The 16,636-nt window shown below is 58.6% G+C and carries 14 protein-coding genes; 4 read left to right on the forward strand and 10 right to left on the reverse strand.

Translation table 11 applies throughout. The features are described from left to right. Positions 1 to 45: 45 nt before the first annotated feature. Complete coding sequence (gene mutS / locus ACWJKU_RS15245) at positions 46 to 2,616, forward strand: DNA mismatch repair protein MutS (RefSeq protein ID WP_454143552.1); 2,571 nt, start codon at positions 46 to 48, stop codon at positions 2,614 to 2,616. A 126-nt stretch (positions 2,617 to 2,742) separates the two neighbouring features. Here the strand turns inward: mutS and ACWJKU_RS15250 are convergent, their stop codons facing one another. The 9 genes from ACWJKU_RS15250 to rpsB form a co-directional block, all read right to left on the reverse strand. Then, a complete protein-coding gene (locus ACWJKU_RS15250) occupies positions 2,743 to 3,462 on the reverse strand; it encodes a DsbC family protein (RefSeq protein ID WP_454143554.1) in 720 nt (239 codons plus the stop codon). A gap of 31 nt (positions 3,463 to 3,493) precedes the next feature. Further along, the gene (gene rseP / locus ACWJKU_RS15255; RefSeq protein ID WP_454143556.1) at positions 3,494 to 4,855 is read right to left on the reverse strand and encodes an RIP metalloprotease RseP; all 1,362 of its coding nucleotides are present in this window, start codon (positions 4,853 to 4,855) and stop codon (positions 3,494 to 3,496) included. A gap of 6 nt (positions 4,856 to 4,861) precedes the next feature. Next, positions 4,862 to 6,049, reverse strand: a complete 1,188-nt coding sequence (ispC, locus tag ACWJKU_RS15260; RefSeq protein ID WP_454143558.1) for a 1-deoxy-D-xylulose-5-phosphate reductoisomerase — start codon at positions 6,047 to 6,049, stop codon at positions 4,862 to 4,864. After that, complete coding sequence (locus ACWJKU_RS15265) at positions 6,049 to 7,044, reverse strand: phosphatidate cytidylyltransferase (protein WP_454143560.1); 996 nt, start codon at positions 7,042 to 7,044, stop codon at positions 6,049 to 6,051. Before ACWJKU_RS15265 ends, ispC begins: the two co-directional genes overlap by 1 nt. 22 nt (positions 7,045 to 7,066) lie before the next feature. Further along, the gene (gene uppS / locus ACWJKU_RS15270; protein WP_454143562.1) at positions 7,067 to 7,855 is read right to left on the reverse strand and encodes a polyprenyl diphosphate synthase; all 789 of its coding nucleotides are present in this window, start codon (positions 7,853 to 7,855) and stop codon (positions 7,067 to 7,069) included. A 148-nt stretch (positions 7,856 to 8,003) separates the two neighbouring features. Next, positions 8,004 to 8,561 carry a ribosome recycling factor gene (gene frr / locus ACWJKU_RS15275; RefSeq protein WP_454143564.1) on the reverse strand — a complete coding sequence of 186 codons (558 nt, stop codon included), beginning with the start codon at positions 8,559 to 8,561 and terminating at the stop codon, positions 8,004 to 8,006. A gap of 2 nt (positions 8,562 to 8,563) precedes the next feature. Then, positions 8,564 to 9,286: a UMP kinase gene (gene pyrH / locus ACWJKU_RS15280; protein WP_454143566.1), complete on the reverse strand. Its 723-nt coding sequence runs from the start codon at positions 9,284 to 9,286 to the stop codon at positions 8,564 to 8,566. A gap of 89 nt (positions 9,287 to 9,375) precedes the next feature. Next, positions 9,376 to 10,260 (reverse strand): translation elongation factor Ts, encoded by an 885-nt coding sequence (gene tsf, locus ACWJKU_RS15285; protein ID WP_454143568.1) that lies wholly within the window; start codon positions 10,258 to 10,260, stop codon positions 9,376 to 9,378. A gap of 118 nt (positions 10,261 to 10,378) precedes the next feature. Continuing rightward, complete coding sequence (rpsB, locus tag ACWJKU_RS15290; protein WP_454143570.1) at positions 10,379 to 11,164, reverse strand: 30S ribosomal protein S2; 786 nt, start codon at positions 11,162 to 11,164, stop codon at positions 10,379 to 10,381. Positions 11,165 to 11,299: 135 nt separating this feature from the next. Between rpsB and map the strand changes: the two genes are divergently transcribed. The 3 genes from map to ACWJKU_RS15305 all read left to right on the forward strand — a co-directional run bounded on the left by map (position 11,300) and on the right by ACWJKU_RS15305 (position 15,291). Beyond that, complete coding sequence (map, locus tag ACWJKU_RS15295) at positions 11,300 to 12,208, forward strand: type I methionyl aminopeptidase (protein ID WP_454143572.1); 909 nt, start codon at positions 11,300 to 11,302, stop codon at positions 12,206 to 12,208. Next, positions 12,174 to 14,837, forward strand: coding sequence for a [protein-PII] uridylyltransferase (gene glnD, locus ACWJKU_RS15300; protein WP_454143574.1), 2,664 nt, complete (start codon positions 12,174 to 12,176; stop codon positions 14,835 to 14,837). Before map ends, glnD begins: the two co-directional genes overlap by 35 nt. A 136-nt stretch (positions 14,838 to 14,973) precedes the next feature. Further along, positions 14,974 to 15,291, forward strand: a complete 318-nt coding sequence (locus ACWJKU_RS15305; protein WP_454143576.1) for a DUF6763 family protein — start codon at positions 14,974 to 14,976, stop codon at positions 15,289 to 15,291. A gap of 30 nt (positions 15,292 to 15,321) precedes the next feature. Here the strand turns inward: ACWJKU_RS15305 and ald are convergent, their stop codons facing one another. Then, the gene (gene ald / locus ACWJKU_RS15310; protein ID WP_454143578.1) at positions 15,322 to 16,428 is read right to left on the reverse strand and encodes an alanine dehydrogenase; all 1,107 of its coding nucleotides are present in this window, start codon (positions 16,426 to 16,428) and stop codon (positions 15,322 to 15,324) included. Between the last annotated feature and the right edge of the window lie 208 nt (positions 16,429 to 16,636).

Below are 16,636 nucleotides of genomic sequence, written 5' to 3' on the forward strand. Positions count from 1 at the left end.
TTTCGCTCAATCGCGGACTTTTATTCTATCCGATAAACTACGCCGATGACCGATCAAGCGACCACTCTCCCCCGCCATACCCCCGTGATGCAGCAGTACCTGCGCATCAAGGCCGAACACCCCGACCAGCTTCTCTTCTTCCGGATGGGGGACTTTTATGAACTGTTCTACGAAGATGCCCGCAAAGCCGTGCAACTCCTGGACATTACCCTGACGGCGCGCGGCGAGTCGGCCGGCGAACGCATACCGATGGCAGGCGTGCCTTATCACGCCGCTGACGGTTATCTCGCGCGTCTGATCAAACTCGGCCAATCTGTCGCCATCTGCGAACAAATCGGAGATCCGGCCGCGTCCAAAGGCCCGGTCGAGCGCAAGGTCGTGCGTATCGTCAGCCCCGGCACCGTCACCGAGGAGAGCTTGCTGGAAGATCGCAAAGAAAATCTGCTGGTTTCCGTCGTCCAATCCGGTGCGCTTTATGGTATCGCCGCACTGGATTTGGCGGGCGGCAGATTCGCCGTTCAAGAGGTTGGCAGCCTGGAGAGGCTGGCCGGCGAAATGGAACGCTTGAATCCTTCCGAACTGCTCATCAGCGAAGATTGGACTCCGCCGCCGTTCGTGGCTGCCCGGCGCGGAATCACCCGACGTCCGCCGTGGCATTTTGACCCGGAAAGCGCGCGCCACAGATTGCTTCGCCAATTCAAGACCCAAGATTTGGCCGGTTTCGGCTGCGAAGATTTGTCTGCCGCCATCGCCGCCGCGGGGGGCCTGCTTCAATACGTTCAGGATACGCAAAAAAGCGCACTACCCCACATCCAAGGCTTGCGGACGGAAACCGGCGAGGAAAGCATCATCCTCGACGCCGCGAGCCGCCGCAATCTGGAGCTGGATTATCATCCGTCGGGTCAGATCGACCTCACTCTATTCGGTGTGCTCGACCGGACCTCGACCGCCATGGGCGGACGTCTGCTGCGGCGCTGGCTCCATCGGCCGCTGCGCGCTCCAAGCGTCCTCAACCAGCGTTACCAGGCCATACGAGCGCTCCTCGAAAATCGGAGCTATGCGCCCGTCCGCGATGTCCTGGCATCGATCGGGGACATCGAACGCATCGTCGCCCGCATTGCCCTCAAATCGGCCCGGCCGCGGGATCTCGTGGTGCTGCGGACATCCTTGGGCACACTGCCCGAGCTTCTCGCTCGACTTGAAACGATGGAAAGCGCGCTGTTCATGGATATACGGAAACGGATTCAAGAACGGCCCGAAATCCACGGACTCATCAGCCGAGCGATCGTGGAGAACCCGCCCATGCTGATCCGCGATGGCGGCGTCATCGCCGAAGGCTATCATCCCGAATTGGACGAGCTGCGCAACCTCAGCCAAAACACGGAACGTTTTCTGGTCGAACTCGAGCAGCGGGAACGCCAGCGGACCGGGTTATCCAACCTGAAGGTCGGCTACAATCGCGTGCAGGGTTTCTATCTGGAACTCTCCCGCACCCAGGCCGACAAGGTTCCATCCGATTATATCCGGCGCCAGACCTTGAAAGGCGCCGAACGCTATATCACGCCGGAGCTAAAAGCCTTCGAGGACAAAGTGCTGAGCGCCCGCGAACGCTCCCTGGCCTTCGAAAAAGCCCTCTACGACGAATTGCTGGATATGCTCGGCAGTCACGTAAAGGTCCTGCAAGACTGCGCCTCGGGTCTATCGGAACTGGATGTGTTAGCCAATCTGGCCGAGCGTGCCGAAAGCCTGAAACTGACCATGCCCGAACTGGCCTCGACGCCGGGCATTCGCATCACGGGCGGCCGCCATCCCGTCGTCGAAACCGTCGCCGATACCCCGTTCGTTCCCAACGACCTGGAACTCGACTCCGACCGCCGCATGCTCATCATTACCGGCCCGAACATGGGCGGAAAATCCACTTACATGCGTCAAACGGCACTCATAGTCTTGATGGCGCACATCGGCAGCTACGTGCCTGCGGAAGCGGCGGCGATAGGCCCGATCGATCGCATTTTCACCCGGATCGGCGCCTCCGACGATTTGGCCAGCGGCCGGTCGACGTTCATGGTCGAGATGACCGAGACCGCGAATATTCTTCACAACGCCACGTCATCGAGCCTTGTACTGATGGATGAAATCGGTCGCGGCACCAGCACCTTCGACGGTTTGGCGCTGGCGTGGGCAACGGCCGATTACCTGGCGCGAAAGATTCGGGCATTTACGCTTTTCGCCACGCATTATTTTGAATTGATTACGCTCCCTGAAGAATGTCCCGGGGTCTGGAACGTTCACCTGGACGCGGTGGAACATGGCGACGGCGTCGTTTTCCTGCACGCCGTTAAGGACGGCCCGGCCAATCAGAGCTATGGATTGCAAGTGGCGGCGCTGGCCGGAGTGCCGAGAAAAGTGATCGACAACGCTCGCGAAAAACTGATGGCTCTGGAAAATCAGGCTTATGCGGAACGCCGCAATCAGAACGAGACTCGGCAATTCGACCTTTTCGCGACGACCGAGTCCAATCAGGCGATGGATTTGCTTAGAACGATCAGCCCCGAGGAAACCACCCCCAAACAGGCGCTGGATTTGCTGTTCGCCCTGAAGAAATTGGCGATCTGAACAAAGCGCCGGGAGTCACCCGGCGCCTCGGTCAAACAGACGCAGAAGAAACGACGCGGCTTCTGCAAGCGAAGCCGGGCGGCTGCCCGGCTTGCGTGGCATACGGAGCGGTTCCGGAAAAACCGCCTATTGTCCGCTCTCTTGAGCCAAGATCTTGGCCAACTGGCTAGCCGGCACATATCCCGGCAGTATGTTCCCCTTTTCGGTGACGAGCATGGGGGTCCCGGCGGCGCCCATTTGCGTTCCCAACGTCAGATGCCGGCTGACAGGATTGTCGCATTCCCGGCTTTCGACCGCGTCGCCGCGCTTGGCTTTGGTCAAAGCGGTATTACGGTCATCCGCGCACCATACCGATACCGCTTTCTTGTAGGAATCCGAGCCTTCGCCGGCGCGAGGGAAAAACAAATAACGGATCTCGATGCCTTCTTTCAAATACTGGTCGATTTCGGAATGCAGCTTTCGGCAGTAGCCGCAATCGATGTCGGTGAAAACGTATACCAGGTGCTTCGGGCTCTTGGGCTTGAAGACTATCATGTTGTCGGCGCCGACTTTTTTCAGGGCGCCTATGCGGGCGCCGGCTAGCTTGCCTTCCGTCAGGTCTTCGCGCGCCTTGACGTCGATCATCGAGCCCTGAAACAAATACCGGCCGTCATCCGAAACGTAAAACAGCTTCGGCCCTACGACCACCTCGTAAAGTCCGGACATGGCGGACGGTGTAATCGAATCCGGCTTGACTCCGGGCAAAGCCTCTTTTAACGCTTGTTCGATGGCTTTATTGTCGGCATAGGCCGGCCCGAAAAACAAAGCCGCCATACCCAAAATCGCGACGCCCCAATATGTCTTCATGAGTGTACCCGTGTGTTGCTTCGGTTTCGATTTATGTCAGCAATCGCTCGATATCGAGAATGAATGCCAGACTCATCAGGGATAACAGAATAAATAAGCCGATTTGCTGAAAAAATGCCTGCGTCCGATCCGATACGGGACTGCCTTTCACGGCCTCGACCGCATAAAACACGAGATGCCCGCCGTCGAGCACGGGAATCGGCAACAAATTCAGCACGCCCAAACTGACGCTGACGATGGCGAGAAATTTAAGAAACTGGTTAAAGCCGATGCTCGCCGATTTCCCGGCATACTGGGCGATGCTGATCGGACCGCTCAGATTCTCGATGGCCGCCTTGCCGACCAGCATTCGGCCTATCATTTTCAAAGTGAGCGCCGAATAATCGCCGGTTTTTTCCAGCGCGGCCGCGAACGCCGGAAGGATGCCCAAACGATACTCCACCCGCATGGAATCGATCAGGTGCTCGGGTATTCGAACCGCGGCCCCGATCTTCCCGATGCGCCCTTCGGGCGAGTCCACCGCGGCCGGCTTCACCGGGAGAGACAAGCGAGCGCCGTCACGCTCCACGACCATATCCAGCGACACCTCGGGATGGGCGCGCACATACTCCACCCATTCCTGCCATGTCTTGATCGGCCTCCCGTCTACGCTGACCACCAGATCGCCGGCCTGCAATCCGGCCATCTCCGCGGCGCCGCCCGGCTCGACCCTGTCGATGACCGGCGGAAGATCCGGCTCCCAAGGGCGAAAGCCCAAACGCTGATACAGCAGATCCGGCTGTTGAGCAAGCGCCGCCGGCACTCTCAGGGTGCGCTCCAGTCGCTCGCCGGCTTTGGTCTTCACATCGACGGAAACGGCCTCGCCTTCCATCGTCCGCTCGAGCAGTTCGCTCATGGCCTGACTCCAAGTCGACGTCTTTTCGCCGGCCACCGCCACGATCTCGTCGCCTTCCGCAAATCCGACCTGCGCGGCCAGCGAGCCACTGGCAACCGGTCCCAGCACCGGACGCACGCCGGTTTCGCCGATCATGAAAACGAGCCAGTAAATCAGGATCGCCAAAACGAAATTTGCTAACGGCCCGGCGATTACGATCGCCGCCCGGCGGATCAGAGATTGCCGGTTGAACGCATAGGGCAAATCGGCCGGCGCCACCGCGCCTTCGCGTTCGTCCACCATTTTCACATAGCCGCCCAAGGGAAGCACCGCCACGGTGAATTCGGTGCTATCCGGCGTTCTTTGGTGGCGCCAGAGAATTTTTCCGAACCCGAGAGAAAACCGGATGACCTTGACGCCCAACTTCCGAGCGGCCCAAAAATGCCCTAATTCATGAAAGGCGATCAGGATCGCTAACGCTACGATGAAGTAAAAAAGCGTGTGCAGGAGCGAAAACATGGGGCGTTAATACACCGTTAACCGGTTAATGTATGACTCAGCCATCGAACGAGCGGCACGGTCCGCTTCGAGAACCGCATCGATCGTGTTGCCTGGGCCCGGTGCGATAGTTGCCATACAATGCTTGATCGTCTCCGGAATATCCGTAAATCGTATTTTATGGTCCAAAAAAGATGCGACGGCCACTTCGTTGGCGGCATTCAGGACGGCTGGCATCGTTCCCGCCGCACGGACGGCTTCATAAGCCAAGGCCAAACACGGAAAGCGGGTTTCGTCCGGGGCCTCGAAGTCCAATTGTCTGACATTGAATAGATCGAGAGGTTCCGCGCCCGACTCAAAACGCGCCGGCCAGGCCAAGGCGTGGGCAATCGGAATACGCATGTCCGGGCTGCCCATTTGCGCCAGCACCGTTCCGTCGACATAATCGACCAGCGAATGAATCACGCTCTGCGGATGCACGACCACCTGAACACGCTCGGGCGGCATGTTAAACAACAAACAGGCTTCGATCACCTCCAGCCCCTTGTTCATCATGGTTGCGGAATCAACGGAAATTTTCCGGCCCATGACCCAGTTCGGATGAGCGACCGCCTGATCCGGGGTTACGTCGTCCAACTCATCCAGGGGCTTGCGCAAAAAGGGGCCGCCGGAAGCGGTGAGCAAAATCCGCCGGACGCCGGAAGCGGACTGGCCGGCGCGATAATCCGCCGGCATGCATTGGAATATGGCGTTGTGCTCGCTGTCGATCGGCAACAGCTTGGCGCCAGACTTGGCGACTTCGGCCATGAAAAGCTGGCCCGACATCACCAAGGCCTCCTTGTTCGCCAAAAATACCGTCTTGCCCGCACGCGCCGCCGCCAGAGTGGGCAGAAGCCCGGCAGCACCGACGATGGCGGCCATGACGCTATCCACTTCGGGCAGCACGGCGACGTCTTCCAGCGACTTTGCGCCGCTTAGCACCTCGATGCGCGACAACCCCGCGGCGCTCAACCGCTCCCTCAGTTCTTCGGCCTGAGCCTCGCTGCGCAAAACCACATATGGGGGGCGAAACTGCAAACACTGTTCATGCAGACGCCCCAGGTTGTTGTTGGCGGTAAGCGCGACGACCCGGTAGCGATCCGGGTGCCTTGCAACCACATCGAGCGTGCTGACGCCGATCGACCCCGTCGAGCCAAGAATGCAAATGCCTTTCATCAGGGAGCTTCCTTGTTGGAGGGAGATTTTTCTTCGGTGACCGCTTCTTCCTCCGTGAAGCCTTCATCCGAGGCGCTTTCCGGCTGCGGAGACGCGTCTTCCGCACCTTCGATAGCCGGCTCCTGCGGAATGACGACGCCCGTTTCCAGAGAGGCCGTTCCCACAGCGAGGAACAGCGGCAGCAGCAATGAGCCGACGTAAAAAACCGAAACCGCCGCCAGCAAGCTGTCGATACGATCGAGAACTCCGCCATGCCCCGGAAAAACGGTACCGCTGTCTTTCACGCCGCGAACCCGTTTCGCCAGGCTCTCGAAAAGATCGCCGCAAACCGAGACCAGCACCGTGAACAGGGACAGGAAAACGAAGTCGGCCAGCAGGATCGTTTCGAGTTTCACGAAAACGCCTACGGCAATGGCGAAGACCAGCGCAGCGAATAAAGCTCCGTAAACGCCTTCGACCGTCTTGCCGGGACTGATCGGTTCCAGCAACTTGGTATGCCCCCAGCGCCTGCCCACGAAATAGGCGGCGGCATCGGCCAACCAGATGAGAAATACGAGATAAAGGACCTGTTCCTGGCGAAAATTCAACCGCAACCAGACCATAAAAACCCAGCCGGTGATCAGCACGAAAGCGCCGGCAGCCAATTTCCCGGCAAGCGGGTACTTGGCTTTAACCAGCTTCTCGGGCATCCGGCGGAACGCAATCCCCCACAAGAACCACCAAGCCACCACGGGCCAGTAAAACCACGCCGGCAGTTCTCCCGGTGCCCAGTCGATGGCGAAATACCGCGCGGCGAGCAGAAAAAGAAGGATCATCCCCACGAAACCGAAACGCGCCGATAAGCTACCGAGCCCGGAGAGATTCCCCCATTCCCAAGCGCCGGCCAAGATGATCGCGCCCCAAAACACCGCAAAATAGTTCGCGGGCAAGAACAAAATCGCGGCAACGATTAGCGGCGCCAGCACCAAAGCCGTAATGACTCGATTTTTCAGCATGACTGTCTCGTAAATATTTAAATTAACGGAATTCGCTTGTCTTAGTGCAAACGTTTTCTGAAACCCGGTCTTCGACTTGCTCGCTCGTATATCCGAAGCGGCGCTGCCGGCTGGCATAATCTTTCAACGCCTGATCGAGCGCTTGATCGTCGAAGTCCGGCCACAAGTCGGACGTGAAATAGAGTTCGGTGTAAGCCAGCTGCCACAACAAAAAATTGCTGATCCGCTGTTCGCCCCCGGTTCGGATGAAAAGATCGGGCTCCGGCAGATCCGCCAGCGTCAGTTGGGATTTAAAGGCATCGGCGCTGATGTCCTCGGGACGCAGTCCGTCCTGCGCCACCTTTTCGGCCAGTGCGCGCGCCGCCTGCAAAATATCCCAACGGCCGCCGTAATTGGCGGCGATTGTCAGATTCAACCGAGTATTCCCGCCGGTAAGCCTCTCGGCGGACGCGATCTTCTCCTGCAACGCAGGCGAAAATGCCGCCCGGTCGCCGATCACCCGAAGCCGCACGCCGTTCTCGTGAAGTTTCTCGGTTTCCCGCTCCAAGGTCGCCAGGAACAGCTCCATGAGCAACGACACCTCCTGGGGAGGGCGCCGCCAGTTTTCGCTGCTGAACGCAAACAAAGTGAGCGCCTCGATTCGGCGCTTCAGGCAATGTTCAATAACCTTTCGCACGGACGCGACACCGGCGCGATGTCCGGCCGTGCGCGGCAGAAAGCGCTTTTTCGCCCAGCGGCCGTTACCATCCATGACGATGGCGATATGGCGGGGCAGCCGGTCATCATCGATAGAGACAGCGGGCACTTCCATATTTAAATTCCGAACTGATCATTATTTTGGGGAGCGAGGCGCCTTACCGCTCCTTAGCGAAGCCGGTTTCGCCGGATGGCACCATCGAATACTGACTGAAAATCGACGAAAGAGACGAAAGCGGATACATCGCGGCAAGCAGGGACGCTCAAATCGCCAGCAAGTCCGCTTCCTTTTCACCTAATAAGGCATCGATGTCTTTGATGTACTGATCGGTCAATTTTTGAATTTGCTCTTGGCTGCGGCGTTCTTGATCTTCCGAGATTTGCTTTTCCTTCAACGCGGCCTTCAACTCGTTATTGGCGTCGCGCCGTATGTTACGGATCGCAACCCGCGCATTCTCCGCCTCGTGGCGTACGACCTTGATCAGGTCGCGCCGCCGTTGCTCGGTGAGCGGCGGCATGGGGACGCGGATGACCGAGCCGGCCGTCGAGGGATTCAAGCCCAAATCGGACGTCATGATCGCCTTTTCGATAGCCTGAACCATGCTGCGCTCCCACGGCGTCACGGTCAGCGTGCGGGCATCTTCGACAGCAACGTTGGCGGTTTGCGTCAACGGCACCTCGTTGCCGTAATAAGACACCATGATGTGATCCAAGAGACTGGGATGAGCTCGGCCGGTTCTTATCTTGGCAAGCTCATGCTTGAGCGCCTCGATACTTTTCTTCATTCGCTCCGTGGTGCGTTTTTGAACATCATCGATCATGGTTATTTACCGGTTTCAATTAAGGATCCAATATCTTCGCCCAGGACCACGCGCATGACGGCACCCGGCTCGAACACATTCATCACTCTCAGCGGCATATTATGGTCGCGGCACAAAACCAGAGCGGTGGCGTCCATCACATTGAGGCGCTGATCCAGGGCCTCGTCGTAGGTCAGTCGCGAATAAAATCGCGCATTGGGATCTTTGAGCGGATCCGCCGAATAAACCCCTTCCACCTTGGTCGCCTTGATCAACAACTCGGCGTTGATCTCGATCGCGCGGAGGCTTGCCGCCGAATCCGTCGTGAAAAACGGGTTCCCGGTGCCCGCGGCAAAGATGACGACCCGCCCTTTCTCGAGATGCCGGACCGCACGACGCCGGATGTAATCTTCGCAGACCTGGTTGATCTTCAAGGCCGACATGACGCGGACGGCTTGTCCGAGATTTTCCAGAGCGTCCTGCATGGCGAGAGCGTTCAGGACCGTCGCCAGCATGCCCATGTAATCGCCGGTAACCCGGTCCAGGCCTTCCGACGCCTTCTCCGAGCCACGGATGATGTTGCCGCCCCCGATAACCAGCCCTACCTGGACGCCGATTCGACACAAGTCATTTACTTCATGCGCGAGACGCTTGATGGTCTGAGGGTCGATCCCGCTTCCCTGCTCCCCCATAAGCGCTTCGCCGCTCAGCTTTAGCAGGATTCGGGTGTATCTTGGTGCGCTCATAGGTTCAAATTTTGTGTTGTCGATTGGTTATCCGCAAGATCCGGCGGAACGCCGCGACAGCGCTCCCGCCGGATTCCGTTCACGAACGTTTAGCTGCCCCGTACTTGCGCCATCACTTCTTCGGCGAAATTGCTCTCGATCTTCTCGATACCTTCGCCGACTTCAAAGCGGACGAAACGTCCGGCGCTCGCTCCCCGACCGCTCAGCAACTTGCCGACGCTCTGATCGGGATCCTTGACGAAAGGCTGGCCGAGCAGGGTGATTTCCCCCAGGAATTTCTTGATTTTGCCTTCTACCATTTTTTCGACGATATTGGCAGGCTTCCCTTCGGCTTCAGCCTGCGCCTTGGCGATGTCCCGTTCCTTGGCGACGGTTTCGGCGGGCACGCCCTTTTCGTCCACGCACAAGGGTTTGCTGGCCGCGATATGCATCGCGATATCCCGACCCAATTCCTGATCGCCGCCGATCAACTCCACCAGGACGCCGATACGGGCGCCATGCAGATAGCTGGCGACGATGCCGTTCTCCGACTTGATGCGCTCGAACCGGCGCACGTTGATATTCTCGCCGATCTTGGCAATCATCGCCCGGCGTGTTTCCTCCACGCTGGAACCGGTGGACGGCATCGTCGCGGCAAGCAACTCATCGAGCGAACCGGCCGTCGAGTCCAGCGCGGCCTGGACGACGTCATTGGCGAATCCCGCGAAATCATCGCCCTTGGCGACGAAATCGGTCTCACAGTTGATTTCCACGATCACGGCATTCTTGCTGTCCGCGCTCGTTTTCACGGAAATGCTGCCCTCGGCGGCGGTGCGGCCGGATTTCTTGTCCGCTTTTGCAAGACCGGCTTTCCGCATTAACTCTACAGCAGCCTCCATATCTCCGTTGGCTTCCTGCAATGCCTTCTTGCACTCCATCATCCCCGAACCGGTGCGTTCGCGGAGTTCCTTCACCATTGCGGCACTGATATTCATTGACCGAACCTCATGATTGATTGCTTAACTTTTCTTTTCAAGCGTTTACGCTTATAAAAACGCCCCCTTATGGAGGCGTTTCGAACTTGGTCAGGCGCGGAAGAAAAAACGCGCGCCGTCACTCGCCATATGCGTTAGCCGCTTCCGCATCGGGATCGGATTCGACTTTGTCGGCCGACTCCATCTCGACGAATTCATCTTCCGCTCCGGCAAAATCCAGGCTGTGCGCCTTGCCCTGCAAGATCGCCGTCGCGGCGCTCTGGGCATACAACTGAACCGCGCGGATGGAGTCGTCATTGCCCGGTATGACATAGTCGATGCCGACCGGGCTGTTATTGGTGTCGACCACGCCGACGACCGGAATGCCCAGCTTCTTCGCTTCGCTGATGGCATTCTTTTCATAGCCCACGTCCATGACGAACATCACATCGGGGAGCCGGTCCATATCGCGGATTCCGCCCAGGCTGTGCTCCAGCTTCTCCAGCTCGCGCATCATGCCGAGCGCCTCTTTCTTGTTGAACCGCTGCAACCGGCCGTCGTCGCGCATCGCTTCCAGCTCTTTCATGCGGGCGATGGACTGCTTGATGGTTTTGAAGTTGGTGAGCATTCCGCCCAGCCAGCGGTAATTCACGTAGGGCATACCGCAGCGCTTGGCTTCGTCTTCGATGACCTTGCGCGTGGTTCTTTTGGTGCCTACGAAAAGAATTCTGCCTCTGTTGGCCGCCTGCTGCTCGAGGTATTTCATGGCCTCGTTGAACAGCGGGATCGTTTTCTCCAAATTGATGATATGGATGTTGCTCCGTGCACCGAAAATATACGGAGCCATCTTGGGATTCCAATAGCGCGTCTGGTGGCCGAAATGCACGCCGGCCTCCAACATCTGGCGCATGGTGACATTGGACATTCGAATCTCCTGATTGATCTCTGCCGGCCTGAAACCGGCATCCGGGTTGAGCCTCCACGCACCCCGACCGACGACCGGATCACAGGGACCCGGCACCCCGCCGGACGTGACGGTGCGTGTGTGTTATTGCCAAAAATGGCAGCGATTTATACCATAACCTGCTTTATTCAACAATCCGACACTTTTCCCACACCCCCCGCTCTACCGAGCGCCACACGACGGGAAGCAACGAATCCTGCGATGAGCATCATCCTTAAAACGCCTGCCGAAATCGAGAAAATGCGTGTCGCCGGGCGACTCGCCGCACAAGTATTGGAAATGATCGAGCCATTCGTGGTTCCCGGCGCGACGACCGAAGAGCTGGATCAAATTTGCCACGATTACATCGTCGACGTCCAAAAAGCCATTCCCGCGCCGCTGAATTACAAAGGTTTCCCGAAATCCATCTGCACCTCGGTGAACCATCAGGTCTGCCATGGCATACCGGGTCCGAAGAAACTGAAGAGCGGCGACATCGTCAACATCGACATCACCGTGATCAAGGACGGCTATCACGGGGACACCAGCAAGATGTTTCTCGTCGGCGAAGTGCCCATACGCGCCAAACGACTGGTCAAAATCTGCCAGGAATCCATGTATCTCGGAATCCAGCAAATACGCCCGGGCGCGCGACTGGGCGACATCGGCTTCGCCATCCAAAGGCATGCGGAATCGCACGGCTATTCCGTCGTGCAGGAATTCTGCGGGCACGGCATAGGCCGAAGCTTTCACGAAGACCCCCAGGTGCTCCACTACGGCAAACCCAATACCGGCATAGCGCTGGAACCCGGCATGATTTTCACCGTCGAACCCATGATCAATCTGGGCAAACGCTACGTCAAAATCCTTCCCGACGGATGGACCGCCGTAACCAAGGACCATAGCCTGTCCGCGCAATGGGAGCATGCCGTTCTGGTTACGGAAGACGGTTACGAAATTCTCACCCTGCGGCAAGAAGAGGCACACGCGATTGAAAACGGCCGCCTTAAACTCGACGGATTATGACCATATCCTCTCGTCCTCCAGGCGCATCAAAGCGCTCAGAGAACACATCCAACAGCACAATGCGGAATTAGCCGCCCGCTTCCACGCCGGCGTTCCGGCCGCCGAATTGATTCGGGCGCGCTCCGATTTCATAGACGAATTGCTCGGGGCCTGCTGGAACCACTTTCTCGGCCCCGACGCCGAACATCTTGCGCTCATCGCCGTAGGCGGTTACGGCCGACGCGAATTGCATCCTCACTCCGATATCGATGTCCTGATCCTTCTCGAACATCGGGACGGCAGCGCCGACCGGGCGGAAGACCGCTCCTACCGGCGGGGCTTGGCCGATTTTTTCAATTTACTCTGGGACATCGGCCTCAAACCCGCTCACAGCGCGCGCACGGTCGATGAGTGTATCGACCAGGCCCGCCAAGACCTGACGGTCATCACCAATCTGATGGAGTCCCGGTTGCTGCACGGGTCCGCGCCGCTGTTCGAAGGTCTGTGGGCGCGCATCGGCCCCGAGCATATCTGGCCATCCCAAGAATTCTTCGAAGCCAAGATGGCCGAGCAGGCCGCCCGTTACGCCAAGTACCACGACACGGCCTACAATCTGGAGCCCAACATCAAGGAAGGTCCGGGCGGCCTCCGGGACATTCAGATCATCGGCTGGATCATCAAGCGTCATTACAATGCCGCGAATCTGAACGATCTGCTTTTGCGCGGCTGGCTAACCGAAGCCGAGCACGGCGAACTCATGCAGGCGCAACATTTCCTCTGGCAACTCCGCTTTGCGCTGCATACCCTGACGGGGCGCAGCGAGGACCGCCTGCTGTTCGAGTACCAAAAGGAACTGGCCAGCCAGTTTGGATATCGGGACCCCAACATCAATCAAGCCGTCGAGCAGTTCATGCAGCGCTACTTCCGCACCGTCATGGGGCTCGAGCGGCTGAACGAGATGCTGCTGCAACTGTTCAAGGAAGCCGTGCTGCATAGCGACGAGGACGCCGTCATCCTGCCGATAAACGGAAACTTCCAGGCGGTCAACAATTACATCGAAGCCCTGCACCCGAACGTGTTTCGGGAACAACCGCTGGCGCTGCTGCAAATATTCCTCCTGTTGCAGCAAAACACCAGCGTGCTAGGCATACGCGCGGCGACGATCCGTCTCATCCGGCAGCATCTCTACCTGATCGACGAAGATTTCCGCAAAGACCCCGAAGCCTGCCGGCTTTTCATGGATATCCTGCGCCAACCGGGCGGCATCACGCATCAACTGCGGCGGATGAACCGCTACGGCATTCTGGCAGCCTATCTTCCGGCCTTCGGCCGCGTCGTCGGCCGCATGCAATACGATCTTTTCCACGTTTATACCGTGGACGAGCATACGCTCTTCGTAGTGCGCAACCTCAGGCGGTTTGCGCTGGAGAAACACAGAACCGAGCACCCCCTCTGCCATGAAATCTTCGAGATCATCGAAAAACCGGAGCTTCTCTACATCGCGGGCCTGATGCACGACATCGCCAAAGGCAGCGGCGGCGACCATTCCATGATCGGAGCGACCATCGCCGAAGACTTCTGCCTGCGCCACGGGCTGGACCGCAGCGACACCGACCTGGTCAAATGGCTGGTTCAGAACCATCTGCTCATGTCCATGACCGCTCAGCGGAAGGACATCAGCGATCCCGACGTCATTCACGAGTTCGCCACCGCCGTCGGCGACCAGGACACGCTGAACTATCTGTATCTCCTGACCGTGGCCGATATTCGCGCCACTAACCCGAGCCTGTGGAACTCGTGGAAAGACGCCCTGCTCAAGGAACTGTACCTCGCGACGCGCTGGGCGTTCCGCCGGGGCCTCGCGAAGCCGCTGGAACAAGAGGAAAAGATCAACGCAGTCAAGGCCGAGAGCCATGCCCTACTCAGACGGCTGGGTATCAGCGACCGAACCATCGCCAAAGTCTGGCGAATGGTTAACGACGAATATTTCCTGCGCTACCTGGCGGAGGAAATCGCCTGGCACACGGTAGCCATCAGCGCCTGCAAGCCGGGCGATTTGCCTCTGGTCCTGCTGCGCCCGGTCAGCCAGAGGGGGAGCGCGGAAATTTTCCTGTACGCGAAAAACCAAGACCTTATATTTGCCTACAGCACGGCGGTTCTGGATCAACTCGGGCTCACCGTTTTCGACGCCAAGATCGTGACCTCCGCCGATGGCTACGTGCTGAACAGCTACCATGTGCTCGAACAGACCGGGGAGCCGATCAACGATCATCTGAGGCAGACCCAGATTTGTAGCCGATTGCGCGAATGCCTGCTGGAGCCGAGCCGCACGCCGCTTCGCGTTCACCGGCGCGAACCGCGGGAAATAAAACATTTCGCGGTGCCCACTCAAATCTATTTCCATGACGACCCGCAAAACCGTTACTCGATTTTGGAACTCGTCGCCACCGACCGCCCCGGTCTTTTATCCAAGGTTGGCCAGGCGTTCAGACAATGCGGCGTGCGGCTCTATAACGCGAAGATTTCCACCATCGGCAGCAGGGCCGAAGACATTTTCTATATCACCGACCATCAGGATCACCCGCTAAGCAGCGATCTTCAAAGACGCCAACTGAGCGAAGCGATCGTCGCACTGGTGGGGAAAAACTAAGCCTCTTTTCGGTACCCGCATCGGATCCGGCCGCCCCGTTTTTTCGCCGACGACTCGTGCTATGCTTCCCCGCGACCGGCGAATGGGTCATTCCTTTCGGAAGCCATGTTTCCAAGCATTATCGGAGGATAAAGCCATGCCAACGGTTGCAGATCCGCTGCTCGAAAGCTGGTATCAAGATGCCGAAACCGGGAGATCGTTCCGCGTCGTCGCACTGGACGAGGAACATGACGTCATAGAAATTCAATATCTTGATGGCGACCTCGGCGAATTCGATTTCGCTTCCTGGTACGAGTCGCCATTCGTGCCCGTCGAGCCGCCCGAAGACTGGAGCGCCCCTTTCGACGGCGTGGAAATCGACGACCTCGGCTACACCGATTCGGACCTTCACGAATCGGATCAGCGGAACCTCACCCTGGACGACTTTCTCAACGAAGAAGACGAACGCCGATAACCGCGCGACTCCGCCGCAATCCTCGGACGATCACGGTGCGGCAAACGTCCGGTAGCGCTCCGCGAGCCCGAAAACCTCGGCCACCGGCTTGCAGGTAAGATACCCCTGATAAGTGTTGATGGCCCTGGCAAATCCCGGATCGTCCCGCACCGCCGCCAATTCCTGATCGGCCAGACGGAGAACATATGGAAAGGACGCCTCGGTTAAAGCGAGGGTAGATGTTCGGGGATAGGCGCCGGGCATGTTGGTCACGCAGTAATGGATTACGCCGTGCTTCTCGTAAACCGGCTTCGAATGGGTCGTGGGCCGCGAGGTCTCCACGCAGCCGCCCTGATCGATACTGACATCGACGATGACCGAACCGGGCTGCATCGATCCGACCATATTCCCGGTCACCACATAGTCCGTCCTGGCCCCGTGCCGCAACACGGCGCCGATAACCAAATCCGCTTCGCGCACCCGCCGCGCGACAGCTTCCGGCTCGGAAGCGAAAAACTCGAGGCCCGCTGCAATCTCGCGCCGCATCCGCTCGCCCTTGGCCGCATCTATGCCCGCGACCGAAACCCGGGCCCCGAGCCCCCAGGCCGTTTGAGCGGCATGAAAAGCTACGACTCCGTCGCCGACGATCAAAACCCGCCCATGGCGTGTTCCGAGAACATTGCCGATCAGCACGCCCTTGCCGCCGTTGAATTCCGCCAGGTAATAGGCGCCGACCAAGACGGCCATATTGCCGGCGACCGCGCTCATCGGTGCGAGAATCGGCAGCCGTCCGAACGAATCCTCCAGCGTTTCGTAAGCCACCGCCGTCGTGCGGCGCTCCAGCAAGAGCTCGGTGAGCGAACGGGGACTCCCCGCCAGATGAAAAAAGGTGAAGACGATCTGGTCTCGGAGATAGGGATACTCTGATTCCACCGGCTCCTTGACCTTGAGCACCAGATCCGCGCTCCAGGCTTCCTCGGCTCTGCAAATACGCGCTCCCGCCCGGATATATTCGTCGTCCCCGAATCCCGAACCGAGCCCCGCACCCGTCTCGACCGAAACCTCGTGCCCCGCCCGGACGAGCATCGCCGCGTAATGCGGAATCAGTGCGACACGGTTTTCTTCGTTTTTGATCTCTTTAGGTACGCCGATTCTCATAAAGGTATGCAATCTGGTGATTCGAAAATGTCCGACGGATATGAATGCGCCCGAAGGGATCAGGCCATCCTTGGAAAAACCGAGGGCTGATTCTTGCTCCGGCCGGAGCCCCGCGGCTTTCGCGCGAATCCGGCATCGGGAGCCGTTATCTTCGGGAAGCGGCGTTCGGAAGTCCGCCTGACCGGGGGCTCGAAGCGGCACGGAAACG

It is taken from the genome of Methylocaldum sp. MU1018 (assembly GCF_053646775.1).